Origin of the sequence: Lentilactobacillus otakiensis DSM 19908 = JCM 15040, assembly GCF_001434145.1 — a bacterium.
Lineage (GTDB): Bacteria > Bacillota > Bacilli > Lactobacillales > Lactobacillaceae > Lentilactobacillus > Lentilactobacillus otakiensis.
The window spans coordinates 180,336-205,057 of the sequence record NZ_AZED01000003.1; the positions used below are offsets into that span (position 1 = coordinate 180,336).

The window sequence follows — 24,722 nt, forward strand, 5'->3', positions numbered from 1 at the left end:
TTTACATTTAAGGAGGTGACGGATGCGGCTTCGCAACGTGTTCTGCAATTATTTTAAATAAATTTGATAGGAGATTATGATCATGGATAAAAATGCTGCAAGTACAGCAGGGACCAGCAAAGACAGTGCAAACGTTAAACTGTCAGTTTGGGAGAAAACAGCTTACTCCTTTACTGATATGGCTGGTAACTTGCTTTATGTTACAATTTCAAGTTATATTCTTTATTTCTATACTGATGTTTTCGGTATTTCAGTTGGTGGTGCAGGTTTAATTCTGTTAGTTGCTCGTTTCTTTGATGCTGTTAGTGCACCTGTTTGGGGATCAATTGTTGATCATACCCACACTAAATGGGGTCAAAGTCGACCATACTTCTTATGGTTGGCCATTCCATTTGCCGTTGCCACATTCTTAGCATTTACCGCACCAAACCTGCATGGTACTGCTAAGCTATGGTATGCCGGATTTACTTACATCTTAGCCGCTGGGGTTGTTTATACTGGTATTCAAACTCCGATTACTGCTATTCTTCCCAGCTTAACCACTAACGGTCAGGAACGTATCAATGCCAACACATTCCGTATGTGTGGTGGTTCCATTGGTTCATTTATCACTAGTACCTTCGCCTTACCATTAGTTGCATTCTTTGGTAAAGGTGACGATAAGGTTGGTTTTATGTGGACAATGTTCTTCTTCGGTTTGCTTGCCGTTGTCTTACTTTTCCTGTCATTCAAAGGCATGAAAGAACGGACTATTGCTGTTCAAAAGCCAATTCCATTCAAGGATTCATTGAAAGCTACTGTTGGTAACAACCCATGGTACATCCTGGTTGTTTCATTCGTAATTTACTGGGTTGCACAGTCTACTCGTAACGGAATTTCAGTTTACTATGCTAAATACAACTTGGGTAACGAACAGTTAACTTCAGTATTTAACGGGCTTCAAGTTCTTGGCATTATCGCTACAATTTGTATCCCATTTGTCGTTAAAGTTACCAACAAGACAATGACAATGATCATTGGTTTGGCAATTGGTGCTGCTGGTCAAATCATGATGGGTATGGTTGGTAACAACTTTACTCTGGTTATCATTGCTTGGATTATCGGTATCTTCGGTGCTTCAACTGCCGTTGCTATGCCATTTGGTATGTTAGCTGATACTGTTGACTATGGTGAATGGAAGACCGGTATCCGTGCTCCTGGTTTCTTAACTGCCGTTGGTTCTGCCTTCTGTATCCAATTAGGTTCAGGATTCGGTTCATTCATTCCCTCAAAGATCATGGCTGCCGCCGGATTCGTTGCTAACAAGACACAAACTGCACACGCACTTAGCGCAATTCACTTTACATTTATTTACTTCCCAGTTATCGTGTACGCTATCGTTGCTGCAATCATGTGCTTATACTTCAAGTACGAAAAGATGGAACCACAAATTAAAGCTGATTTAGCTGCTCGTCACGATGCTGATGCAAACAACTAATTCGAATTGATGATGACACCGTAACTTTTGGACACAGATAAGGTGGTGATGCATTCATTCAGAAAATTTTGATACTTGATAAAGCGAACATTATTTCTGACATAATGTTTTCACGAACCCCATTCGTGATATGAGTTACCCATCAATAAAAATAGAAGCTCAAACTGTTGAATAAACGGTTTGGGCTTCTTTTGTATATATATAGATTTTACAGAATGAATAATGCATTTTGAAAATATATAGGGGCCAAATTTGTGCGTATTTTCATAAAACATGTATTTTGTTACTTTTTGACACTAATTATACAATCATTAGTTACTTTTGAACACCAAATGTACTTTTGTGACGTTGAAATCGCTTTCTTTGTCCCTTATCATAAAGATTGTGCACAGTATCATTTGATTAACCGGTTTTTGAATGTTACTAGAAGTTACTCAAGATTGTTTATTTAGAAAGGATGAAAGATCACGCAAAAATTTAGAGAGTTTGCTAAAGTCCCACCCAAAGGCTGGAATAGCTGGGATGGTTATGGTGCTTCAGTACGTGAAGACGAAATTAAGCGCAATGCCGATTACATGAGTAAGAACTTAAAACAGTACGGTTGGCAATACATTACCGTTGATATTCAATGGTATGAACCAAGTGCCAACTCATCCAAATACCATGATTTTGCCCCATTGGTAATGGACGAATATTCACGGCTCCTGCCAGATCCAAAACGTTTTCCTTCGGCCGCAAATGGTAACGGTTTCAAACCGTTAGCTGATTACATTCATGGATTGGGATTAAAGTTTGGAATTCACATTATGCGTGGAATTCCGCGTCAAGCTGTTCATACTAGTGCACCACTTAAAGGCGCTGACAAGACTGCCAAAGACATTGCTCTAAACAATATCTGTCCTTGGAACTCAGATATGTACGGTGTTAACGTTGACATGCCAGAAGGCCAAGGCTACTATGATTCAATCATGGCGCTTTACGCATCCTGGGGTGTTGATTTCATTAAATGTGATGATATCGCCAATTCTGTTATTTATAACGGCACTCACAAGAAGGAAGTTGAAGCCTTACGTAAGGCCATTGATAAGACTGGCCGTGACATGGTTCTTTCACTTTCACCAGGTCCTGCACCAGTGGATAACGGTGCTTTCTTCCAACGAACTGCCAACATGTGGCGGATTACCGATGATTTCTGGGATGAATGGTCACTGTTACTGAACATGTTTGACCGTGCTGAAAAATGGTCATCAATGTCCCGCCCAGGTAACTGGCCAGATTGTGATATGTTGCCTCTTGGTCACATTGGAATCCGTTCGGTTGATGGCCCTGGTGGTAACCGCCAGACTCGCTTTACCAAGCCAGAACAAAAGACCATGATGACACTTTGGAGCTTGATGCAGTCACCATTAATCATGGGTGGTGAACTTCCTGACAATGATGAGTGGACGAACAGTTTGATGACCAACCAAGAATTATTGAACATGGATGATCATATTATTGAAAAGTACCAGACTCATCGTGATGACCAATTGATTACTTGGTACGCAGCAAGTTCTGATAATAAATATTATGCAATTTTCAATATTTCAGACGGAGACCTCAAGCTATCAGGAGCTAAAATTGCCAACTTGGGAATTCCATTAAGCGGTCATGATGTTTGGGAAGATAAGGATGCTTCGTTATCCGATAATGATTCGATTGCGATTGCACCGCATGATGTTTACTTATTAAAAGTTTAATCAAATATTTGAAGAGGGATAGATATTATGGATGAAAAAACAGCGATGGAAGTGAAATCAGAAAAGTTTCCAGCTGGATCTACGAAGGAAAAGGTTGGCTTCCTAGAAAGACTGAGTTATGCCAATCTGGACTTTGCCGGTCAGCTTGTTGCGACTGTTGTTAACAGTTATTTAATGTATTTCTTCACCGATGTTGCATTGATTTCGGCAGCTTCAACAGGAACAATTCTGTTGGTTGCACGTGTTGTTGATGCTGTTGGGGCACCAGTTTGGGGAACCTTTATTGATATGACTCACTCAAAATATGGAAAAGCTCGACCATACTTCTTATGGTTGGCAATTCCTTATGCAGCGAGTGGTATCCTATTGTTCTGGGCACCAAGCTTAAGCCCATCGGCTAAAGCATTGTATTGCGCCATTGTTTACATGATTTATGGTGTTATTTACCTTGGTATTAACGCACCGATCACCACGATCTTACCTTTGATTAGTTCAAAACCAGATCAACGGGTTGTTTTAAACTCATGGCGAATGGTTGGTTCTAACCTTGGTGTGTTCGTTGTTAACTCATTAACCTTGCCATTGGTTGCATTCTTTGGTGGTGGTAATGATGTCAAAGGTTTCAGAATCTTTATTATCATTTTTGCCTGCTTGAACTTAGCAGGAACATTGTTCTCATTCGGACATGTTAGAGAACGGGTTGTTGTTCCAAATAGTCAACGAGTTACTTTGAGAAGAAGTATTCATGCCATGAACAAGAACTGGCCTTGGTTCATCATCGTTGCTGGTAACTTCTTATTCTGGGTTGCTCAACAAGGTCGTCAACAATCAATGGTTTATTACTTCACTTATTATTTCCACAGTAAGGATTTAGTAACGTTCTTTAATTCAATCGCGATTATTCAGGTTCTTGGTGTCCTTGCAATTCCATTCTTGAATAAAGTGATGTCAAAGAGTCACATTTGGGCAATGGGTCTGGCAATCGCTGTAATTGGTCAGTTTATTATCATGTTCTCTGGCTTAAACGCAGTTGGTGCTACTACTGGATGGTTAATTGCTAACGTTGGTTCCGGTATTGCCGTATCAATGCCATTTGCAATGCTTGGTTCTGCAGTTGATTATGGTGAGTGGAAGAACGGTGTTAACGCTGCCGGGATTTTAACCACTATCGGATCAGCATTCTGTATGTCAATGGGTATGGGATTTGCCGGTGCTTTGAACGGTAAAATCATGGCTGCCTTTGGTTACGTTGCCAACCATGCACAAACATTGCATGCTTTAACTGGAATTAAACTTTCATTTAACTGGATTACCATTGTTATGTATGGTGTTGCAATCATTCCAGCACTTCTCTACTTCCGTTACGAAAAGATGGAAAAGAAGATTACTGCTGACTTGTCTAAGACTCGTGCATAATCGCTTGGTTTACAAAATAGATTAAAATAAATCATCAAAGCTAAACGAGGCTGGGACAAAAGTGCAAACTTTTGCCTCAGCCTTTTTTAGTGGCTTAATTATTACTTATTCAAAACGTGCTCAAATCGGCTGATCCCAAAATTTAAGGGAACAAAACGCCTTTTCCCACTCTCGTTTGTTGTTGCCATTGATTTCAAGATATTTAAACAGGATTTGTATTCGATTAAAAAACACCCTATCTAATTTGCATAGAAGAGGGTGTTGATCACTTAAACATATTAGCTAAAATCGCAAATTGAGGGGGTTATGCACGTAGTGGTGAGTGCTGAGAGACAACACTCACTCTAACTGGAGAAGTGGCACTGCTACTCTTTTTGCTGTCTTTATTGATATGTTGATATCCTAGAAAGATGAGATCAATGACGACAATAATAATAATCATAATTAATAAATTCATCCGGCCTTTTCTTTTGTTCATGTGATTCAATCCTTTCGAGTTTTGTAGGGATTTGCAGTTAATTTTTTAAATCTATTCTGGTAGTCCTCGGTATCTCGGGTAATTGGGACCTCGGGATCAAATTTGCTGCTATCAAGAAATTTCTTTGTATAACCTCGTCTGTATTCAGAAGGTGTTAGAAAGCCGTTTTCTTTGAAGACTTTCATGAAACGCTTCTCATCCGGGAAAAATGCCATGCTGGCAATTTGCTTGATCGGCAGGTTCGTTCGTAGTAACAGTTCTCGAGCCTTTTGAAGCTTTAGACCGTTAATAAATTGGATAACTGTTTGGCCAGTTTGCTGCTTGAAAATTCTGACTAGATAATGAGGATTCAGTTCAAAATGATCAGCTACATCACCAACCCTAAGTTTGTCTGTCAAATTGGATCGGATCCATTCTTTAATACCGTCAATTCTCGCTTCCTCTTCAGAAAGTGGTGTACTGATAATGGATGTAAAGTACTCCTGCGACAATTCGATTATAAGTGATGTCAAAAAGTAGTCAGTTCCAATTGATGTGAAGTAGTCACTTTTAGCCATATCTAAAATTTGATTTGCCAAAATGAAAACCTTGTCAAAGTCAGATACTTCAAATTGAAGAGGCAAAATTGCTTGTGTTTTTGTGAACATAGATTCAATGACATGCGTTTTTGACAAGTCCACTTCTTGTGTTCTTAGGCCATTAGGTTTGGTGAAAAAATGGAACCAGAAATATTGGGTTCCTTCTGGCGATTCTCGGTACCCATGAAGATGATGGTATGGGGGTAAAGCAAACACCTCACCCTCTGTAATACTGTAATGAATTGAGTCAACATCCAAATGAATGACACCTTTGAGGACGATAATGATTTCAAAGTTTCCGTCATGATACATGTGTTTGTGCATCCAGTGTTTTCCAGCAGTAAATTTTCCGGAAGAGATATACAGAACGGGTTCGCTGATGTTTAAGCACGTTATGTTATCCATAGAGTCATCTCCCATTATTTGCAACTAACAGACGTGTATGCTAGGTGATAAAAAAACACCTAATGTATGAAGGATAGTCACAAAAAGACACCTTTCATACACAATATACCATTTTTTTACATGAAGAAACCGGTTACAATACATATATAGAGTTTTCTTTTAAGATGAACCGCTGATTTGATATTTACTCGATTGTTGTGCGATTGTTAGTTTAATAATAACATTTATATTATTATTAGACCAGGTTTCGAGCACTAAACACCGGAAACCAACACCAATTCATTGAAAAGGAAAGCTAATGAATAATTATTTATATGTGAATGAACTTTTGCATAAAGAAAGGGTAGTCTTGATGAAAACAATTACTGTTAATACTGATACAGCACAATTAGGTTTTGAAGTTAATGATGATCAAGTGTATATGACCATTCTTGATTCCAATGATTTAAGTTCTGCTGATGCCGAAATAAAGAAGCATTTTCAAATTGCTGAAGTCCAAGTGACTGGTCGCAATTTCCACCACAAAGGAGTCAGTTTTGTCGACACAAATCCTGGCCGGGATTTAAAATACGTTAGTCATCAAATTGAAGATGAGTCTAACGGAAAATTACTGACAATTGTTCAAGAAGATACCGAAAAGTCGCTTCGAGTAACCAGCTACTATCGATTGTTTGATGGCTCGGCAGTTATCCGCAGCTGGACAAAATTAGACAATATCGGTTCTGTAGATCTTGGAATTGAATACGTCTCATCATTTGCCCTTAGTGGCATCAACCAAGCTAAGGACCTTGATGGCAACTATTCTGAAGACAATGAGATTTATGTTCCAAACAATGACTGGACTGCCGAAGCTCAATGGAAACATCGAACATTGAAGGATGCTGGCTTAGACTATTGGGTTGACGGTGAGAAGAATCAAGCCTCAACTAAGCGAATTTCAATTACCAATAATTCATCTTGGTCTTGTTCTGAGTATTCACCAAATGGAATTTTATATAACACCAAGACAAAACAGTCAGCCGTTTGGCAAATTGAAAATAATGGTGCCTGGCATTACGAATTAACCGATATTGGCCGAGGAAATGTCTTGGCAATTCGACTTTCCGGACCAGAAGAACTCGATAATCACTGGTGGAAGAATCTGAAGCCTGGTGACAGCTTTACGACCGCTCAAGTTGCCTTCGGTCAGTTAAATGGTGACTATGAGGATGCTTTGCAGGAAATGACGAAGTATCGTCGCTTGATCCGCCGTGAAAATGATGATAATAAGAGCTTGGCGGTTATCTTCAACGATTATATGAACGGCCTCGCTGGTGATCCAACTACTGCCAAGGAAATTCCGTTGGTGGATGCCGCTGAAAAAGTTGGCTGTGAATATTTTGTCATTGATTGTGGCTGGTATGCGCCTGGTTACTGGTGGGATAGCGTTGGTGAATGGCAACCATCTGAAGAACGATTCCCTGGTGGAATTGAAAAGCTCATCAAATATATTCGTGATAAGCGGCTCACACCTGGTTTATGGCTGGAACTCGAAGTTGTTGGAATTAAGAGCCCATTGGCTGACAAATTACCAGATAGCTGGTTCTTTATGCGCCATGGTAAACGAGTGATTGATGCTGACCGTTACCACTTGGACTTCACAAATCCTGAAGTACGTGAATTTGCTAATGGAGTTATCAAACGGCTTGTTGAACAATATGGCGTTGGCTATATCAAGATGGATTACAATATCACAACTGGAATCGGAACGGATCAAAATTCTGACAGCTTCGGTGACGGGCTGTTGAAGCATAACCGGGCTTATCTTAAGTGGTTGGATGCCGTCTTTGCCAAGTATCCTGATTTAGTGATTGAAAACTGTGGAAGTGGTGGTATGCGTCATGATTATGCAATGCTTCAACGTCACAGTATCCAATCAATGACTGATCAAACCGACTATGTTCGTAACGGAAACATTGCCGCTGTTGGAGCTTCCGTGGTTGCCCCAGAACAGTGTGCAATTTGGTCATATCCTTTGCAAGATGGGGACGATGAAGAAGTCATCTTCAACATGATCAATGCAATGCTTTTACGGATTCATCAGAGTGGTTATTTGAACAAAGTTAAGGGGCATCGGTTGGAATTGGTTGCCGAAGGAATTAAGGCATACAAGACGTATCGTCACTTGATTCCAACTGGATTACCTATTTGGCCTGAAGGTTTGAGCCAACTTGATGATCCATGGTTTAGCTACGGCTTCCAGAATGGGAAAGATATCTATTTGGCTGTTTGGCGTGGTGTGAGTGATCAAGCAGACCACGAAATCTCTCTTCAGAAGTACGGAAATGTTGACAGCATTGAACAAGTTTATCCAAACGCTGATAATGGTACTTCGTATCAGGCAAATGGCAATTCATTGAAAGTTAACTTTGCCAAAGAAAAGATGGCTCGTTTATATCACATTACAATGAAGTAATTTGATGTTTCTTTAAAGGGGGTGTTGTCAGACTTAATGCGATTAACACATAAACGTGAAAATGTTATTTCTGACATGATGTTTTCACCACCCCATTCAAGGTAACAAATCGGTTACCTCTTAATAAAACAAGAAGCTCAAACTGTTGAATAAACGGTTTGGGCTTCTTTTGTTGAATATATATTTGAAAAACATTATAAAATGTGAAGACTTCTAATAAAAATTCTGCTAAGATATTACATAACGATGTAAACGGTGATGGTTCACTGAATCGCTATTTACAAAGTAGTTTATAATTCTAGGCCAAAAGCAGAAAGTGGGAATCATTGTGACCAATGTAAAGGCATATATTGAATCAATCAAAGACCAAATCGACCGTCGGGATCCTGACCAAAAAGAATTTCAAGAGGCGGCATTTACCGTGCTGGATAGCTTGGCACCAACTTTGGAGGCCCATCCAGAGTACGTGGAATCAAACTTGTTGGCACAGCTTGTTGAACCTGAACGGGTAATTCAATTCCGAGTGCCATGGCAGTCAGATGACGGTAAATTTAACGTCAATCGTGGCTTCCGAGTTCAGTTTAACTCTGCCATCGGCCCTTATAAAGGTGGTCTAAGGTTACATCCCAGTGTCAATCTGAGTGTTGTGAAGTTCCTTGGCTTCGAGCAGATTTTGAAGAATAGTTTGACTGGCTTACCAATTGGCGGTGCCAAAGGTGGCAGTGATTTCGATCCCAAAGGCAAATCAGATTCTGAAGTTATGCGCTTTTGTCAAAGCTTTATGACTGAGCTGCAACGCCACATCGGGCCAGATTTGGATGTGCCAGCCGGAGATATCGGGGTTGGTGGTCGAGAGATTGGTTATCTATTCGGTGCGTATAAACGGCTAAACGGCTATCAAAATGGTGTTTTGACTGGTAAGGGTCTGACATTTGGCGGTAGCCTTGCCCGAACAGGAGCAACCGGATTTGGATTGCTCTACTATACCAATGCGATGCTGAAAGCCCAAGGCGACACTTTGACCGGCAAAAAGATTAAGGTCTCTGGTGCCGGAAATGTGGCCACTTATGCTATTCAAAAAGCAACTGAATTAGGTGCCAAAGTGATTACTGTATCGGATTCCAATGGCTACATCTATGATCCTAAAGGAATTGATTACAAAGTCGTCAAACAAATTAAAGAAGTTGAACGTGGCCGGATTCGTGACTATGCGGACAGAGTCGAATCTGCTGAATATCACGGTGGATCCGTTTGGGACTTCGATGTTGATTATGATATTGCCTTGCCATGTGCCACTCAAAATGAAATTAACAAGGATCAAGCCAAGTTAATTGTCAAAGATGGTGCCAAATACGTCTGTGAAGGTGCCAACATGCCTAGTTACCCAGATGCGATTGCAATCTATCGTGACAGCAATGTTCTGTATGGACCTGCCAAGGCTGCCAATGCAGGTGGCGTGGCTGTGTCAGCTTTGGAAATGAGTCAGAAAGTGAACGGTTGGCATGGAGCTTTGAAACCGTTGATAATCGACTTCAAGACATCATGGAAGATATCTTCGCCAAGTCAGAAGCTGCTGACAAGAAATACAAGCTTGATAAGGATTACCAAGCAGGTGCAAACATTGCCGGATTTGAGAAGGTTGCTGAAGCAATGATGGCTCAAGGATTAGTTTAATTTGAATTATTAAAGCAGTCTTCTATAGTATGGAGACTGTTTTTTTGTTACAAAATTTTCGACCACGATTCAATTCTTTTAATAATGCTTTAAGAGGCGCCACACAATGGTCAGACATAGGTCGGAAGATGCTAAAATTAGGACAACATAAGCTTTCAAGGATGTTCTGATTATGGTATGTTAGTTAGCAAAGAACCTAAGGAGGAATTTACATGGGACTCATCATAACCGCTGTTATTGTAATATTACTGATTATCTGGATCGTTGCACTTTATAACGGTTTAGTTAGTCAACGAAATCTGGTTGACGAGGCTGCCAGCCAGATTGATGTTCAACTTCAACGAAGAGGAGATTTACTCCCCAACTTATTGGAAACTGTTAAAGGATACGCAAAGCACGAACAGGAAACTTTTGAAAAGGTGACTGCAATGCGTTCACAAATTCAGGATCCCAATGTTAGCTTAGGTGATAAGGTTAAGGCTGATAATGAACTAACAGGCGCTTTGAATCACCTGTTTGCGGTTTCCGAAAACTATCCCGAGTTGAAAGCCAACCAAAACTTCTTGGCACTTCAGGAAGAGTTGACCAATACCGAGAACAAGATTGCCTTTTCACGTCAGAACTATAACAGTAACGTGATGGCTTATAACAATAAACTGCAAACTTTCCCAAGTAACATGGTTGCCAAATTCGGAAACTTCCCTGCACATAGTTACCTTGAAGTTCCTGAACAATCTAAAGAAGTTCCACAAATGAAATTCTAAAGGGGACTGACTGATAATGGATACCATAAATCAGCAAGTTCAGCAAAATCGACGACGAACCTGGTCAGTAATGGCGGTGTTCGTTGTTTTAATAGCAGTTATTGGTTTTCTAATCGGTTGGGTCTTTGCCTACGCAACCAGTGATGAAAGCTCAATTGATTGGTTGGTTCCAACTTATGTCATGGTTGGGTTTCTGATTGGTGCCGGACTTTATTCACTTTTTGTGTACACCCAAGTCACCAACATTCTGATGAAATCTGCTAACGCACATCAGCTTCAGGAGTCAGATGATCCGGAATTGTTCAACATCGTTAGTGATTTGGCGATGGTGGCACATATTCCAATGCCAGCAATTTACCAGACGGATGATCCATCACCAAATGCGTTTGCAACCGGGCGTGACCCGAAGCATGCCGCCGTTGCGGTTACTAAAGGCCTGCGCGAGATGATGAACCGTGAGGAACTAGAGGGTGTCTTAGCCCACGAAATTTCTCATATCAAAAACTATGATATCCGAGTTTCTTCAATTACCGTTGCACTAACCACCTTTATTGCCGGAGCCGGAACGGTTCTGATCGTTTCCGGGATCAGCTTGATTCGCGGTGGTCGCTGGTTCAGTTGGTTCGGCAGTGATAGTGATAATGATTCGAAGAGTAGTTGGGCCATCGCGATCGGAATTCTGACCTTTGGCTTGATCATGTGGATCGGTGGCTGGGTGATTCGAGGAATCGGTGTACCTGTCGCCCAAATTCTTCAGTTCTCGGTTTCCAGAGAGCGTGAATCCCTTGCCGACGTATCTGGAGTTAATTTAACTCGCGATCCCCAGGGGTTAATCGATGCACTGACATTACTAAAGAACGATACAACACCAACTGATAATCCGACCGCTAAAAGTGCGGCGTTGTATATTAATGAACCCGTCACTAAAAGAGGTAAAACGCCATTTCTAGCAAAGATGTTTGATACGCATCCACCACTAGATGATCGGATCGCACGACTTAAAAGGTTACTTGGCGAGAAATAGTGAAGTTGAAAATTCAACGTTTATAGTGTTTCATTAAAACTGTAATGGTTTGATCCCTGTATTCAACAGGATCAGGCCATTTTTGTTTTCATATCGACAGCCCAGCTGTTGATGTGGTAATTTTATGCAGATTTAGGATTATGATTGATCCGGTATTTGAAAAAGATCAAAAAAGTTATAAAAAAATCTCATGTCAGAAGATATAACGTGTATAATATCTGTTAAGGGAACCCCAATAAATAGTTTCGGATTACCTTAAAACGATCATGATGGAGGAATTGGATGAAAACTGCTGATGAAATTCGTAAATTAGCTAAAGATGAAGAAATTACGTATTTAAGAATGACTTTTTCTGACCTCAATGGTGCATTGAAAAACGTTGAGATCCCAATTGATTTGTTAGACGTTGCTTTGAATAACAAAATTAAGATCGATGGTTCGTCAATCGCCGGTTTTCTACCAATTCAAAGCTCGGATATGTACTTATATCCTGATCTTGATACTTGGACGATTTACCCATGGATCACGACTGGTGGGAAGACTGCTTCACTCATTTGTGATGTTCACAATAGTGACGGCACCCCATTTGCCGGCGATCCGCGTTTTGTTTTAAAACAGTTAGATGATTCGTTGAACAAACTAGGTTGTGGTCATGCCAATGTCGGCGCTGAAATGGAATATTTCTTGTTCAAGGCTGATGAAGATGGCCATTTAACTGATGAATTAAACGACCAGGCATCATACTTTGACGTTTATCCTGATGATCGTGGCGAAGCATGTCGTCGTGAAACAGTTAATACATTAAAAACGATGGGCTTTTCAATCGAGGCTGACCATCATGAGGTGGCACCAGGCCAATGTGAAATTGACTTTAAGTTCGATGATGCTGTTAAGACAGCGGATCGGGTTCAGTTGTTAAAATTAACGACAAAAGCCATTGCCGTAAAGTATGGTTTGAGAGCGACATTCATGCCAAAGCCTAAAGCCGGCGTTAATGGATCAGGGATGCACCTGAACACTTCATTATTCGATGGCACCAAGAACTTATTTGATGATCAGAGTGGTCAAAATGGTCTTTCAGAGTTGGCAACTCATTATCTAGCGGGTGTTTTGACTCATGCGCAGGCCTTTACAGCAATCACTAATCCCACCATTAACAGCTACAAGCGGCTTGTGCCAGGTTATGAAGCCCCAACCTATGTTGCTTGGGCAATTGCCAACAGAACCGCGTTGGTTCGAGTTCCTGATGGACGTGGTCCACAAACCCGGTTTGAATTAAGAAGTGGTGATCCAGCTGCGAACCCTTATCTCGCAATTGCTGCAATTTTGGCTGCTGGGCTTGACGGCATTAAGCAAAAACTGACACCACCAAAGAATGTTGAGGATAGTATTTATGATATGTCTCCTGAACAGCGAACGGCCGCTCAGATTGTTCAGCTACCATCATCACTACCAGATGCATTAAAGAATTTACAAGCTGATAAGGCCCTCTCGGAAGCTCTTGGAAGCGTGGTTCCTAAGTACTTACAAATTAAGCACGATGAGCTGACTCGTTTCCAGCTAAGTGTGACTGATTGGGAGAAAAAAGCTTATTTTAATGTTTAGTTCCGATCCGATTGTCCCGGTGCCGTCTGCTGAGAGAATCTTATTTTCAAATTGTTGTTGACAATTAAAATTACATGAGTTAAGTTATAGGCACATTAAAATTTGATTGAAAAAATGCAGCGACGAGGAGAGTAAGTTCGCCAGATCATTTCAGGGAGTCCCGGTAAGTGAGAAGGGATAATGACCAGCGAAACGAAAGTAGCCTCTAAGCAGTGGATGCGAAGAATGAGTATCTACGGTGTGCACCCCTTAAAGTGCCAGTGTATCGCCATTCATTTGGCCGTACATGATGAGACGGTTTGTGTGAGCGAATCGTAAATTTAGGTGGTAACACGCGTAAGCGCCCTTGATCTTAGAAATAAGATTAAGGGCGTTTTTTTTGGTCAAAAATAAAATAGGAAATTGGAGTGTGATTTTTATGAAGTTTGCAATGATTGGTGCAGGAGCAATGGGGTTACGTTACGGGATTTTACTACAAGAGGCTGGTAACGATGTTACATTCATCGATACATGGCAGCCACATATTGACAAGATCCATGAACAGGGCGGCGTATACGTCATGCGGGATCATAAAGATCGCCATTTAACTAAAATCAAGTTGGAAACACCAGAGACTTTTGATGGTCATCCGGATATGTTCATTTTCTTCACGAAGCAAATGCAACTCCAAGATTATTTGGATCGCTGTCAACACTTCTTCCACAAAGATCAATATGCCTTCACCGCAATGAATGGGATGGGACACATTGAAAAATTGCAGAAGTACTTCGCCGATGACAAGATTATTGGTGCGACAGCCCTAATTGCAACAGTTCTTCCTGGTCCAGGTGAGGTTGATTTCATGGGTAAGCGTGGCGCCGGTAAAATGAATATGTGTCCGCTTAACGAAAAGCCGGATGCCACTTGCAAAGAGCTCTTCAATCAACTTCAAAAAGCCAAGATGAATCCAACCTTAACGGATGATTTCACCGGAACATTAATGACCAAAGTTATTTTCAATTCAGTTATCAACACGATTTGTACCATGTTTGAATTACCAATGGGTGAATTTGGGAACTTCCCAGGCGCTTATCAAATGGGTCGCCAGTTAATTGACGAAGCTTATGATATCTGTGCACGAGCTGGCATCAAATTAGTATCCAGCCGTGATGAAGAAATGGCAGCTTTGGATCACAATACCCGGATTGATATGCCGCTTCATTACCCATCTATGTATCAGGATATGACGAAGGATCGACCAACCGAAGTTGATTACATCAATGGTTACATCGCCCAATTGGGACGCAAATATCATTACGAAGCCAGCACCCATTTGTTCGTAACCCAAGCTGTTCACTTAGCTGAGTTCCATCGTCAAAACCTTGCGAAGCAAAGGGCAATTAAAGCTCAGCAAGCCGCTCCACAAACTCAAACCGCATAGTATCCAAGCAAGTGAACGTGATATTTGGCAGTCATCTTACGAAGCGTTTTGAAGAGCACGGCCTGTTGTTCACGAGTGCCAGAGATTTCGAGGTAAAACGAATACACGCCAAGCTGGGTTTTAACCGGCAGTGACATGATCGTCACCAAATTGAGTTGGTTGTCAGCCAAATACCCTAGAATATCATAGAGTGTTCCGGGGTGATCGTTGGAAGAAGGGGTGACAAATAGTGGTGCTTTGAATTGGTCCGTGGCTAAGTGCTGCTGAGAAAGTGCTTCAAGATCAGCAGCTTGGGATTTAAAAATAATGAATCTCGTACTGTTATCATCTTGGTCAGCAACATTATTCATCATTAATGGCACCGATAGATCTGCCATCTGTGATTGGGGAATAATCGCTGCATCACCCAATTCACCATTTTGAAATTTTTCTAATGAAATCATATTCGATGAAGTTGTGATAATTTGGACGTCGGGCATCGAGGTCAACAGTTGTTGACACTGGCCTTCCGTCTTGAATTGGACATAGATTCGCTTAATTTGATTGAGCTCAGTCACATTGGCAACCAACCCAAAGTCGACTGGGATCGTCATTTCGCCGATTTCCGTAACGTCAGCGGATTGTAAACGTTGTAGAGTTGCGGACACATAACCGTCAAGCTGGTTTTCAAGCGGCAGCAAGCCAATGTCATCGCCGGAAACAGCTTGGTACACTTGATCGAAAGTGGGATGATAGTCAAAAGAGATATCGGAAAATGGCTGGGCTTTAAGATAAGCTTTTGCGGCCGCATCAGCAAAGGTGCCTGCGGGTCCAAGAACTGAAAATTTCATAGAATAACCACCTTGTCCTTAAATTCAGATAATGCTTTTATTATCGCATATCAAGTTTTGAAAAAATGGTAAAAATGAAAGAAAAACCTCTTAGTATCGATGGAATCCGGAAACTTCCTGATACTAGGAGATTTTTTGCTTACCTGATTGTAATATCGTAGGTATAATAACCAGTATGCCTGCAAATCGCCGTAATACTTCAGCATTCGAGCAGGTTCAATTTGTTAAACAAGAGTAAAGTTGTTTGACTTACCTCAACCTAATAACTACCATTAATACTATCATTAAAGGAGCGTTACGAAACCAATGAAATTATCAAGTATCAAACCATCACCATTTAAATCAGTCATTCTGCCACTGACAGCAATTACTGCCGGTAGCTTTTGGATCAGTCTCAAATTGTTTGATATTGCGTTCAAACGGGTTGACTACGTGCCCGAAACTTCTAAAGAAAAACAGCAATACGCCGATCAATATTATGAATATGTCGACTGGTTCCACAAGATGCCCTCTGAGGAGTGGTATTTGAACCGCGACGACCCTGACAAAAAGATGGTGGCGACTTATATTCCCGCTGAAGGGATCGCCAAGAAGACTGTCATCATTGCCCATGGTTACAAGGGTAATCGTGAAACAATGGCTAACTATGCACAAATGTTCCACAACATGGGCTACAATGTCCTAACGCCCGATGATCGCGGCCATGGCGACAGTGCCGGCAAATACATCAGTTTTGGCTGGTTGGACAGATTGGATTATTTGAAATGGATTGACCAAGTGATTGATCATGTTGGTGAAGATAGTAAAATTTTGCTATTCGGTGTCAGCATGGGTGGTGCCACCGTGGAAATGCTATCTGGTGAACGGCTGCCAACCCAGGTTAAGGCGATCATTGCCGATTGTGGCTATTCCAGCATCAAAGAAGAACTCACTTATTTATTGAAGAAACAATATCATTTACCTGAATACCCAGTGGAACCAATGGTCAGTGAAATTAACAAACGGGCTGCCGGTTTTGGCCTCGACAGTGCTTCTTCCATGAAGCAGCTGGAGAAGAACACCCGCCCAATCTTGTTCATTCATGGTGGTAAAGATACCTATGTGCCGTCATATATGGCTTACGAAAATTACCAAGCGACTCATGCTCCCAAACAGATTTGGATCGTGCCCAACGCGACTCATGCGGAGAGCTTTTGGTATGATCCTGTCGCTTATAAGCGTCGGGTGCAAGAATTTTTGAGAACGTATTTTTAAATTGAATAACCAGCTGAAAAAATATCAAGTGTATGAAAATGCTTGGTATTTTTATTTTGTATAAGTAACTGGATTATCATTTTCAGGCTTACAATGAACCCTTTTGTAATACTTACGAAAAGTAAGTGTAAATGCTGGCATTCCATTTTCAGCATGGCTATACTTAATAATTGAAACAAAGATGTAAGCGCATCATATTAATTTTTAAAACAAGGAGATTTTGTTATGACTAAGATGATTGCAGGACAAGCTTTAGTTAAAGTACTTGAAGACTGGGGCGTGGACCACGTCTATGGAATTCCCGGCGGCTCAATTAATCATACTGTCGAAGGACTCTACCTTGAAAAAGATAAAATGAAGTATATCCAAGTCCGTCATGAAGAGGTTGGCGCAATCGCTGCTTCTGCCGACGCTAAATTTACCGGTAAGATCGGGGTTGCCTTTGGCTCAGCCGGTCCTGGTGCTACTCATTTGTTTAATGGTTTGTACGACGCCAAAATGGATCACGTACCTGTTCTGGCTTTAGTTGGTCAAGTACCTCAGGCAACAATGAACACCAACTACTTCCAGGAAATGGATGAGACCCCAATGTTTAGTGACGTTGCCATTTATAACAAGCAAGTCACAACTGCCGATCAGATTCCTTACGTTGTCAATCAAGCAATCAAGGAAGCATACCGTCAAAAGGGTGTCGCTGTCGTTATTTTGCCAGAGAACTTAACTTCTGAAGAAATTGACTATGCACCAACTAAGACACCATTGACAGTTGCTGATAACTTCAAACAAAGTGTTGATCCCAATGCTGTTGATGATACCTTGAAGATGATCAAGGAAGCTAAGCACCCATTGATTTATGCAGGTCGTGGCTTGCTCGGTGCCCGTGATACTTTAACCAAATTCTCGGAACAGTTTAATATTCCAGTTATGAATAGTGTTCCAGCAACTGGTGTTATCAGTACGGACCATCTAAACTTTGTTGGGACAACTGGTCGTCTTGGCACAAAGTCAGGATTTGAAGCCATTCAAAACGCTGATTTGATCTTATTCTTGGCCTCTGAATATCCATTTGCCAACTTCTGGCCTCAGGATACCAAGATGATCCAAGTTAATAACAATCCTTACGATATCGGTAAGCGAATCGATGTTGATTATGCCGTGATCGCTGATGCCAAGAGCTATCTGCAGGCAATGATTGATTCCGGTGAGAGCCGACCAAAGGATGCTTGGCTTGAAGCAAACCAAGAGAACAAGAAGAATTGGGATACTTGGTTGAATCAACTTGCTGACGATGACAGTGATGGTTTGAACGCTGAATCAGTGACAAAGAAGATCGCTGAAATGGCAGGGCCAAATGATACTTACGCGGTTGATACTGGCAATGTATCAGAGTGGAGTGTTCGTGGTTTACCAATGAACAAGAACCAGCGTTTCGCAATTTCTGGTTTGTTCGCAACTATGGGCTTTGGCCTTCCTGGTGGTATTGCCGGCGCTTTGAGTGTCCCTGATGGTCAAGCATGGTCGTTGTCTGGCGATGGTGGCTTCTCAATGGTTGTCCAAGACATCTTGACTCAAGTTCGTTATGGCTTACCAGTTATTAACGTCGTCTTTTCAAATGATCGCTTCGGTTTCATCTGGTACGAGCAGATGCAAACTAAGCAGCACTTCTATGGTGTTGATTTGAACGATGCTGACTGGGCTAAAGTCAGTGAAGGTCTTGGTGCCATTGGCTTTACTGTCAAGAGCATCAAAGATCTTGATGAAGTCTTTGCTAAAATCAAGGATCTTCAGGCTTCCGGCAACAAGAAGCCAATCGTGATCGATGCCAAAATCAAGCAGGATGACCCTGTCGCAACTGCCTTTATGCCACTTGATTCACAGAAGTATGGTGAAGAGACAGCCGAAGGATTTGCAAAGCAATATCACATTGATCGTAAACAACAACCATCTTTGGAAGAGATACTGCGTTCTAAAGAAGGCTAATCGCAACGTTAAAGGGCAAGTGTTCTCGATGAACACTTGCCCTTTTGTGTTAATTTTACAAAAATATTACAAAGCTTTACCAATACGGAAGCATGTTAATTTTGTGAATTACTAAATAGTAAAACGTTATTATATCAAGCTATTCATCACCAATTAGATTGTGCATAATCAAATAGTAACCGCTAACTTAATATTTGCTTAAGGCGTTAATTGTTACGCCAATATTTCATTGACATCTTATTGTAACGTGGCATAATGAATTTAATCTTTAAGGGAGGTATCACTGATTATGAAAAAATTTGCAACAATTATTACTGTAGCTTCATTGGCATTACCACTTGCTTTGGCAGCACCAATTTCTGTTTCTGCTGCAGCCACAACCACAACTACTAAAACAGCCACCAAGGGTGTGACTCTGACACTCGGCAACCCTGGCGTTACCACCTACAAGAAAGCTAAAACGTTCCACACTAAGGATACTTCACCAGTTGTCTTTAAGGCATTGTTCTATGCTGACGCCGGCAAAGCAACCTTCACCAAGAAGGGCACTTTAAAAGCTCACTCAACTTGGAAAGTAACTAAGGCTGTTAAGACCGTGGCTACTGGCAAGTACAAGGCTCATACATTCTACTATGTCAAAGGCCAAGGCTACGTTTATGCATCAGCACTCACTAAGGGTGCCGCAGTGAACGCAGATTAATTTAAATTGAAATAAATGATTAAGCTTCATCCTTCTATAATCTGGTCAAAGGCAATTCACGTTGCCCTTGGCCTTTTTATATGGGATGAGCTCGGGGTTGTTCATGTATAAATCTGCTGATCAGTTTTATACTTAAAGCAGTACATATCACGGGAGGATTAATATGAGCGATACTAAAAAAACTTTAACTTTAATCACTGGGGCCGACAGGGGAATCGGTTTTGAAACGGCAATGGCGTTGGCCAAACTTGGTCAGCATATTTTGCTGGGATCCCGGGATCGTGATCGCGGAATAGAAGCAGTGAATAAAATCAAGGACGCCGGTTACGATGCTGAATTGATCGTTCTGGATGTGACAAGTCAGGATGATATTAGTCGCGCTCAAGCGACAGTGAATAAGAAATATGGTCATTTGGATATTTTGATCAACAATGCTGGGATCGCTTTGGATAATCACAAAGATGCGGCGATTCTTTCGGTGGATGTGATCCGCAAAGAATTTGACGTCAATTTTTTCGGTACTGTTAGCATGATTCAAGCATTCATTCCGTTACTGAAAAAGTCGCCATCAGCCAAAATTATCAATGTATCAAGCAACATGGGGTCATTGGGCTTGGCTTCCGATCCAAATTCTCGTTTCTACAAGGTGAGTTCTTTAGGATATCAATCCTCCAAAGCCGCGGTCAATTTCGCGACAATTACATTTGCCAAAGAACTGGCAGATACCCACATTACCGTGAATTCCGTGAACCCAGGCTGGACCGCAACTGCATTTGGTGGTCGGGATACTAACCAACCGGCACCAGTAGGGATGCAGTCGGTCCAAAAGGGTGCCCAGCAGATTATCAAATTGGCCAGTGATCCGCGAAATGATTTGAACGGGACGTTTACAGAGAATGAGGGGACGTTGCCGTGGTAATCTTTTTAGAATTACCACGATATATGTCTAACATAGTACATTTGCTTTGCATTTTACATGTATCGTGTTAATGTAATGTTGAGGTGAGGAAAATGTTAGATATTAGAAATAAAAAGGTTTCAATTTCCGTTAAAACTAACCTATCTGATAAAGAAAAAGCCGCTGAAATATTTGATTCACTTGGACTAAATCTTTCAACAGCCATCAACATTTTTATTAAAAAAAGCATTGCTGAAGGTGGACTACCCTTCGATGTTAGGGATCCATTTTATAGTGAAGCAAATCAAGCAGAATTGGACCGTCGATTCAAGAAAATTGATGAAGGCAAGGACATTCACTCACATAAATTGTTGAATGACGGTGACAAGTAAACATGTCAATTGAATTTTTGGATGAGGCTTGGGACGAATACGTTGGATGGCAAGCACAGGATCATAAAACTCTAAAGCGTATTAATAATCTCATCAAATCTATAAAACGAGACGGGCTCAATAATGGCATAGGAAAGCCGGAACGATTGAGGTATCAGGATGGTTGGCCACGTAGAATTAATGATAAAGATCGATTGGTGTACACGGTAAAAGACAACCATTTGATTATTGTTTCATATAAGAATCATTATGAGTAACTGAAAAGGCAAATTTTGGTAATCATTGTTTTGAGAGTTAGTAAGGAAAATCAGAAAAAACGAGACCGGGAAAAAATTCCGGTCTCGTTTTCTTTATACAATTAAATTAAAGTTCCACACCATTCACAATGTAATCAGGCTTATTACCTTTATCCATCGCAACGGTATTTTTAGCAACAATTTCTGCCATGGCATCACGAGCTTCAACTGTGGCATTACCAATATGTGGGGTCAAGATGACGTTCTTCAATGACTTAAAGCCATCGTCAACTTTTGGTTCAGCTTCATAAACATCCAAGCCAGCACCAGCGATTTCGTGGTTCTTCAATGCTTCAAGTAAAGCAGCTTCATCAATGAGTGGACCACGAGCAGCGTTGATTAACATGGCGCTGTCTTTCATTTCCTTAAATTGTTTTGCGCCCAACAAATGATGGGTTTCAGGAGTAGCCGGTGCGTGCAATGTAATGACATCGGCGTTCTTAACGATGTCATCAACGCTGGCAAACTTCGCTCCGAGCTTTTCTTCAGTTGCAGAATCGAGTTGGTGACGTTGGTTGTAGAGGATCTTCATATCAAATGCATGCATTCTCTTGGCAACGGCTTGGCCAATTTGGCCCATGCCAATGATCCCCAAGGTTTTACCAGCCAATTCGTGGCCGAGGAAGAATAGTGGTGCCCAACCGGTAAAGCCCTTTGTCCGCATCAGTTCATCGCCTTCAACGACTCTGTGCGCCAAACTGATCATTAAGGCACATGTTACTTCAGCCGTTGAAGTCGTTGAAACTTTTGGTGTGTTGGTAACAGGAATGCCTTTTGATTTGGCGTAATCGGTATCGATGTTGTTAAAACCGGCACCATAATTAGCGATCAACTTCAGGTTTGGCGCTGCGTCAATCACATCCGAATCAACTTTCGTGGAAAGTGGCGTGATCAAGAAGTCAATGTCGGTTACCCGCTTACTCAGTTCATCCTTGGTGATGAGGTTTTGACTGTCATCAAAGACGTCAATTTCCAAACCGGCATCCTTGAGAATGTTCATTGCGTGTTCTGGAATCCTACCTGCAATTAATACTTTTGACATAAACTCACTCCCTAACAAATATTTTATACAACTCCATTATAGGGCATGTTGGGGGTGAAATGAAATCGCTTCCCTCTTTTCAATTTGGCGACAACTTCAAATTTACATGTTGACATTGTCATGATAGACGATTAAGATAATGGTTAAATAATTAGAAAACGCTGTGAGAAAGCTGAGTAGCGTTGTGACATCCAGAAGCGAGCTTCGTTTGGTGAGAGGAAGCAGGGTCGACAACGTGAAAATCCCTTTTGAGCGATGTACCGAAGAATAATTAGTAACGTGCATTGGTGACACCCATTATCGTGTTAGCGTATCGCTTCTTTGAGGCCGTACGTGAAAGGCAGTTTTAGTAATAATTCTGCAAATATAAGGTGGTACAGTGCAGTAGGCGCCCTTAGTTCAGCATTAGCTGGATTAGGGGCGCTTTTTATTTTTTCAGTACATAGTTCTCTAATTAATCATTTAAAGAAAAGAGTTGGTGGAAATGAAATCCCAGATTGATATTAGTCCGATTAAAATCGAAATTCGCAAATTATTGAAAACAAAAGGAGATCTACATTTATGCAAGAATTACATGACTTGAATCCAAACCCGTTACGAAAACGTGATTATTTTGTCGTCAGCTCGATGCTCTTTGGCCTGTTCTTTGGTGCCGGGAACCTGATTTTCCCAATTCATTTAGGACAACTTTCCGGTGCACACTGGATGTTGGCTGCACTTGGCTTCTTGGTCACGGCCGTCTTACTGCCTCTGTTATCAGTGCTTGCAATTGCCGTTACCCGGTCAGAAGGCGTTTACGATGTTGGTAAGCCCCTGGGACCAGTCTTTGCACTGACATTTATGGTATTAATTCACGCAACCATCGGACCTTTGTTCGGAACTCCTCGGACCGCTACCGTACCCTTTACCGTTGGTGTTCAGCCGCTGTTACCATCATCGATGGCGCATGTGGGTCTATTGGTATTTTCAGCCGTATTCTTCGGCTTAGCCTTCCTGGTTTCTTACAAAGAATCTAACGTCATGACGTCAGTTGGGAAAGTCCTCAATCCTGTCTTTTTACTGCTATTATTTAGTGTTTTTGCTTTAGGATTCGCTAACCCAATGGGCGTTGCCGGCAAACAAGCCGTGACCGCCGCATATAAGAGCGATTCATTCTTCAACGGTTTTCTTCAAGGCTATAACACGATGGATGCCTTGGCCGGCCTGGCATTTGGAGTCACCGTTGTCACTGCTGTTCGACAATTGGGTAAAACCAAACCCAGCAGCAACGCGAAAGTGACTGCCAAAGCTGGGGTCTTCGCCACCGCCGCCATCGGGTTGATCTACTTAGGCTTAATCTGGTTGGGCGCAACCACGCTTTCCACATATAAAGTATCTGCTGATGGTGGGGTTGCCTTCAACCAATTAGTAACTTATTATCTTAGCGGTTTGGGTCATGCATTGTTGGCAACCTTGCTGACAGTGACTTGTTTGACAACTGCCGTTGGTTTGGTTGCTGCATTCGCCCAAGACTTCCACAATCATTTTTCGAAAGTCAGCTATCGTGGTTGGTTAGCCTTCATGTGTGTCGCATCGTTTGGGACCGCCAACTTTGGTCTCGATACGATCATCCAGTGGTCAACGCCAATGTTGATGTTCCTCTACCCATTCGCAATGGTTCTGATTCTCTTATCAGTCTTTTCACCATTGTTCGATCGTGATCCACTGGTTTACGCTTTGGTCGTTGGCTTTACCACTGTTCCAGCCTTGCTGGACATGGTGGCAGCCTTCCCACCAGTTGTCAGCCAAAGTGGCTTTGGCCAAGCATTGGGTGTCTTCCAGCAGCACGTCCTGCCATTCGCCAGTCTGGGAATGGATTGGGTAGTGCCAGCTGCCGCCGGTGCCGTTCTTGGCCTTGGTTTGCATTTTCTCCGGCCAGTTCTGGGCAGAGCTCGACAAACTTCTTCGGAGCAGAATGATGATTAATTAGTCATTCAATATAGTTATGGAAATAGTCTTGAATTAATTTTCAAGGCTATTTTTCGTTATCTGAACTGTTCAAAGTCCAATCGATAATGTTACTGATCATCAAAATGGTGCCAGTTAGTAGATACATGACATTGATGATCCGATTGAATTTGTCAGTCCCTTGGATGATTGTGTAGGCACTGTCGCATAGGATCATGAATCCAATTGTTAACCCGAGAATTTTTGAAATGCGAAACCAGATTACTGTGTTCATAATGTACGCTCCTAAAAGTGGATTATAGTCAATACGTGAGACAGATTTTAAGAGAGATCAAGAACCGCGTTTAG

General features: G+C 41.6%; 19 protein-coding genes and 1 pseudogene. 16 read left to right on the forward strand and 4 right to left on the reverse strand.

Annotated features, from left to right (window positions below; all coding sequences use genetic code 11):
• The first annotated feature begins 82 nt into the window (after positions 1–82).
• From FD05_RS01215 to FD05_RS01225, 3 genes are all read left to right on the forward strand, one after another.
• The gene (locus FD05_RS01215; RefSeq protein ID WP_039933082.1) at positions 83–1,477 is read left to right on the forward strand and encodes a glycoside-pentoside-hexuronide (GPH):cation symporter; all 1,395 of its coding nucleotides are present in this window, start codon (positions 83–85) and stop codon (positions 1,475–1,477) included.
• Positions 1,478–2,052: 575 nt separating this feature from the next.
• Positions 2,053–3,216 carry a glycoside hydrolase family 27 protein gene (locus FD05_RS01220; protein WP_020281609.1) on the forward strand — a complete coding sequence of 388 codons (1,164 nt, stop codon included), beginning with the start codon at positions 2,053–2,055 and terminating at the stop codon, positions 3,214–3,216.
• 27 nt (positions 3,217–3,243) lie between these two features.
• The gene (locus FD05_RS01225) at positions 3,244–4,632 is read left to right on the forward strand and encodes an MFS transporter (RefSeq protein WP_020281610.1); all 1,389 of its coding nucleotides are present in this window, start codon (positions 3,244–3,246) and stop codon (positions 4,630–4,632) included.
• A 483-nt stretch (positions 4,633–5,115) separates the two neighbouring features.
• Here the strand turns inward: FD05_RS01225 and FD05_RS01230 are convergent, their stop codons facing one another.
• Complete coding sequence (locus FD05_RS01230; RefSeq protein ID WP_020281612.1) at positions 5,116–6,093, reverse strand: AraC family transcriptional regulator; 978 nt, start codon at positions 6,091–6,093, stop codon at positions 5,116–5,118.
• A 352-nt stretch (positions 6,094–6,445) separates the two neighbouring features.
• On the opposite strand from FD05_RS01230, the gene FD05_RS01235 reads away from it, so the two are divergent.
• From FD05_RS01235 to FD05_RS01260, 6 genes and pseudogenes are all read left to right on the forward strand, one after another.
• Positions 6,446–8,548, forward strand: a complete 2,103-nt coding sequence (locus FD05_RS01235) for an alpha-galactosidase (RefSeq protein ID WP_020281613.1) — start codon at positions 6,446–6,448, stop codon at positions 8,546–8,548.
• A gap of 328 nt (positions 8,549–8,876) precedes the next feature.
• Positions 8,877–10,222 (forward strand): annotated as a pseudogene (gdhA, locus tag FD05_RS01240) (NADP-specific glutamate dehydrogenase).
• A 212-nt stretch (positions 10,223–10,434) separates the two neighbouring features.
• Positions 10,435–10,986 (forward strand): LemA family protein, encoded by a 552-nt coding sequence (locus FD05_RS01245; RefSeq protein WP_020281615.1) that lies wholly within the window; start codon positions 10,435–10,437, stop codon positions 10,984–10,986.
• A gap of 16 nt (positions 10,987–11,002) precedes the next feature.
• On the forward strand, positions 11,003–12,010 hold the full coding sequence (locus tag FD05_RS01250; RefSeq protein ID WP_039933086.1) for a M48 family metalloprotease: 1,008 nt from the start codon (positions 11,003–11,005) through the stop codon (positions 12,008–12,010).
• A 282-nt stretch (positions 12,011–12,292) separates the two neighbouring features.
• Positions 12,293–13,615 carry a type I glutamate--ammonia ligase gene (glnA, locus tag FD05_RS01255; RefSeq protein ID WP_020281617.1) on the forward strand — a complete coding sequence of 441 codons (1,323 nt, stop codon included), beginning with the start codon at positions 12,293–12,295 and terminating at the stop codon, positions 13,613–13,615.
• Positions 13,616–14,033: 418 nt separating this feature from the next.
• Complete coding sequence (locus FD05_RS01260; protein WP_020281618.1) at positions 14,034–15,035, forward strand: ketopantoate reductase family protein; 1,002 nt, start codon at positions 14,034–14,036, stop codon at positions 15,033–15,035.
• Here FD05_RS01260 and FD05_RS01265 read toward each other — a convergent pair.
• Positions 15,023–15,865 (reverse strand): prephenate dehydratase, encoded by an 843-nt coding sequence (locus tag FD05_RS01265; protein ID WP_020281619.1) that lies wholly within the window; start codon positions 15,863–15,865, stop codon positions 15,023–15,025. The two genes, FD05_RS01260 and FD05_RS01265, sit on opposite strands and share 13 nt — an antisense overlap.
• A 306-nt stretch (positions 15,866–16,171) precedes the next feature.
• Here FD05_RS01265 and FD05_RS01270 point away from each other — a divergent pair, with 306 nt between their 5' ends.
• The 6 genes from FD05_RS01270 to FD05_RS01295 all read left to right on the forward strand — a co-directional run bounded on the left by FD05_RS01270 (position 16,172) and on the right by FD05_RS01295 (position 21,346).
• A complete protein-coding gene (locus FD05_RS01270) occupies positions 16,172–17,119 on the forward strand; it encodes an alpha/beta hydrolase (protein WP_020281620.1) in 948 nt (315 codons plus the stop codon).
• Between the two features lie 225 nt (positions 17,120–17,344).
• Entirely contained in the window at positions 17,345–19,099 is a 1,755-nt protein-coding gene (spxB, locus tag FD05_RS01275) for a pyruvate oxidase (RefSeq protein WP_020281621.1), read from the forward strand.
• Between the two features lie 289 nt (positions 19,100–19,388).
• Positions 19,389–19,799, forward strand: coding sequence for a hypothetical protein (locus FD05_RS01280; RefSeq protein ID WP_020281622.1), 411 nt, complete (start codon positions 19,389–19,391; stop codon positions 19,797–19,799).
• Between the two features lie 163 nt (positions 19,800–19,962).
• Positions 19,963–20,718, forward strand: a complete 756-nt coding sequence (locus tag FD05_RS01285) for an SDR family oxidoreductase (RefSeq protein WP_020281623.1) — start codon at positions 19,963–19,965, stop codon at positions 20,716–20,718.
• A gap of 92 nt (positions 20,719–20,810) precedes the next feature.
• Positions 20,811–21,089, forward strand: coding sequence for a type II toxin-antitoxin system RelB/DinJ family antitoxin (locus FD05_RS01290; RefSeq protein WP_020281624.1), 279 nt, complete (start codon positions 20,811–20,813; stop codon positions 21,087–21,089).
• Between the two features lie 2 nt (positions 21,090–21,091).
• Entirely contained in the window at positions 21,092–21,346 is a 255-nt protein-coding gene (locus tag FD05_RS01295; protein ID WP_039933090.1) for a Txe/YoeB family addiction module toxin, read from the forward strand.
• Between the two features lie 106 nt (positions 21,347–21,452).
• Here the strand turns inward: FD05_RS01295 and FD05_RS01300 are convergent, their stop codons facing one another.
• Positions 21,453–22,427, reverse strand: a complete 975-nt coding sequence (locus tag FD05_RS01300; protein ID WP_020281625.1) for a 2-hydroxyacid dehydrogenase family protein — start codon at positions 22,425–22,427, stop codon at positions 21,453–21,455.
• Positions 22,428–22,988: 561 nt separating this feature from the next.
• On the opposite strand from FD05_RS01300, the gene brnQ reads away from it, so the two are divergent.
• On the forward strand, positions 22,989–24,392 hold the full coding sequence (brnQ, locus tag FD05_RS01305) for a branched-chain amino acid transport system II carrier protein (RefSeq protein WP_020281626.1): 1,404 nt from the start codon (positions 22,989–22,991) through the stop codon (positions 24,390–24,392).
• Positions 24,393–24,441: 49 nt separating this feature from the next.
• Here brnQ and FD05_RS01310 read toward each other — a convergent pair whose 3' ends face one another.
• Positions 24,442–24,648 carry a hypothetical protein gene (locus tag FD05_RS01310; protein ID WP_039933091.1) on the reverse strand — a complete coding sequence of 69 codons (207 nt, stop codon included), beginning with the start codon at positions 24,646–24,648 and terminating at the stop codon, positions 24,442–24,444.
• Positions 24,649–24,722: the final 74 nt, after the last annotated feature.

Coding starts and splice junctions, on each gene's coding strand:
- FD05_RS01215 (WP_039933082.1), top strand. CDS start 83: ATGGATAAAAATGCTGCAAGTACAGCAGGGACCAGCAAAGACAGTGCA.
- FD05_RS01220 (WP_020281609.1), top strand. CDS start 2,053: ATGAGTAAGAACTTAAAACAGTACGGTTGGCAATACATTACCGTTGAT.
- FD05_RS01225 (WP_020281610.1), top strand. CDS start 3,244: ATGGATGAAAAAACAGCGATGGAAGTGAAATCAGAAAAGTTTCCAGCT.
- FD05_RS01230 (WP_020281612.1), bottom strand. CDS start 6,093: ATGGATAACATAACGTGCTTAAACATCAGCGAACCCGTTCTGTATATC.
- FD05_RS01235 (WP_020281613.1), top strand. CDS start 6,446: ATGAAAACAATTACTGTTAATACTGATACAGCACAATTAGGTTTTGAA.
- FD05_RS01245 (WP_020281615.1), top strand. CDS start 10,435: ATGGGACTCATCATAACCGCTGTTATTGTAATATTACTGATTATCTGG.
- FD05_RS01250 (WP_039933086.1), top strand. CDS start 11,003: ATGGATACCATAAATCAGCAAGTTCAGCAAAATCGACGACGAACCTGG.
- glnA (WP_020281617.1), top strand. CDS start 12,293: ATGAAAACTGCTGATGAAATTCGTAAATTAGCTAAAGATGAAGAAATT.
- FD05_RS01260 (WP_020281618.1), top strand. CDS start 14,034: ATGAAGTTTGCAATGATTGGTGCAGGAGCAATGGGGTTACGTTACGGG.
- FD05_RS01265 (WP_020281619.1), bottom strand. CDS start 15,865: ATGAAATTTTCAGTTCTTGGACCCGCAGGCACCTTTGCTGATGCGGCC.
- FD05_RS01270 (WP_020281620.1), top strand. CDS start 16,172: ATGAAATTATCAAGTATCAAACCATCACCATTTAAATCAGTCATTCTG.
- spxB (WP_020281621.1), top strand. CDS start 17,345: ATGACTAAGATGATTGCAGGACAAGCTTTAGTTAAAGTACTTGAAGAC.
- FD05_RS01280 (WP_020281622.1), top strand. CDS start 19,389: ATGAAAAAATTTGCAACAATTATTACTGTAGCTTCATTGGCATTACCA.
- FD05_RS01285 (WP_020281623.1), top strand. CDS start 19,963: ATGAGCGATACTAAAAAAACTTTAACTTTAATCACTGGGGCCGACAGG.
- FD05_RS01290 (WP_020281624.1), top strand. CDS start 20,811: ATGTTAGATATTAGAAATAAAAAGGTTTCAATTTCCGTTAAAACTAAC.
- FD05_RS01295 (WP_039933090.1), top strand. CDS start 21,092: ATGTCAATTGAATTTTTGGATGAGGCTTGGGACGAATACGTTGGATGG.
- FD05_RS01300 (WP_020281625.1), bottom strand. CDS start 22,427: ATGTCAAAAGTATTAATTGCAGGTAGGATTCCAGAACACGCAATGAAC.
- brnQ (WP_020281626.1), top strand. CDS start 22,989: ATGCAAGAATTACATGACTTGAATCCAAACCCGTTACGAAAACGTGAT.
- FD05_RS01310 (WP_039933091.1), bottom strand. CDS start 24,648: ATGAACACAGTAATCTGGTTTCGCATTTCAAAAATTCTCGGGTTAACA.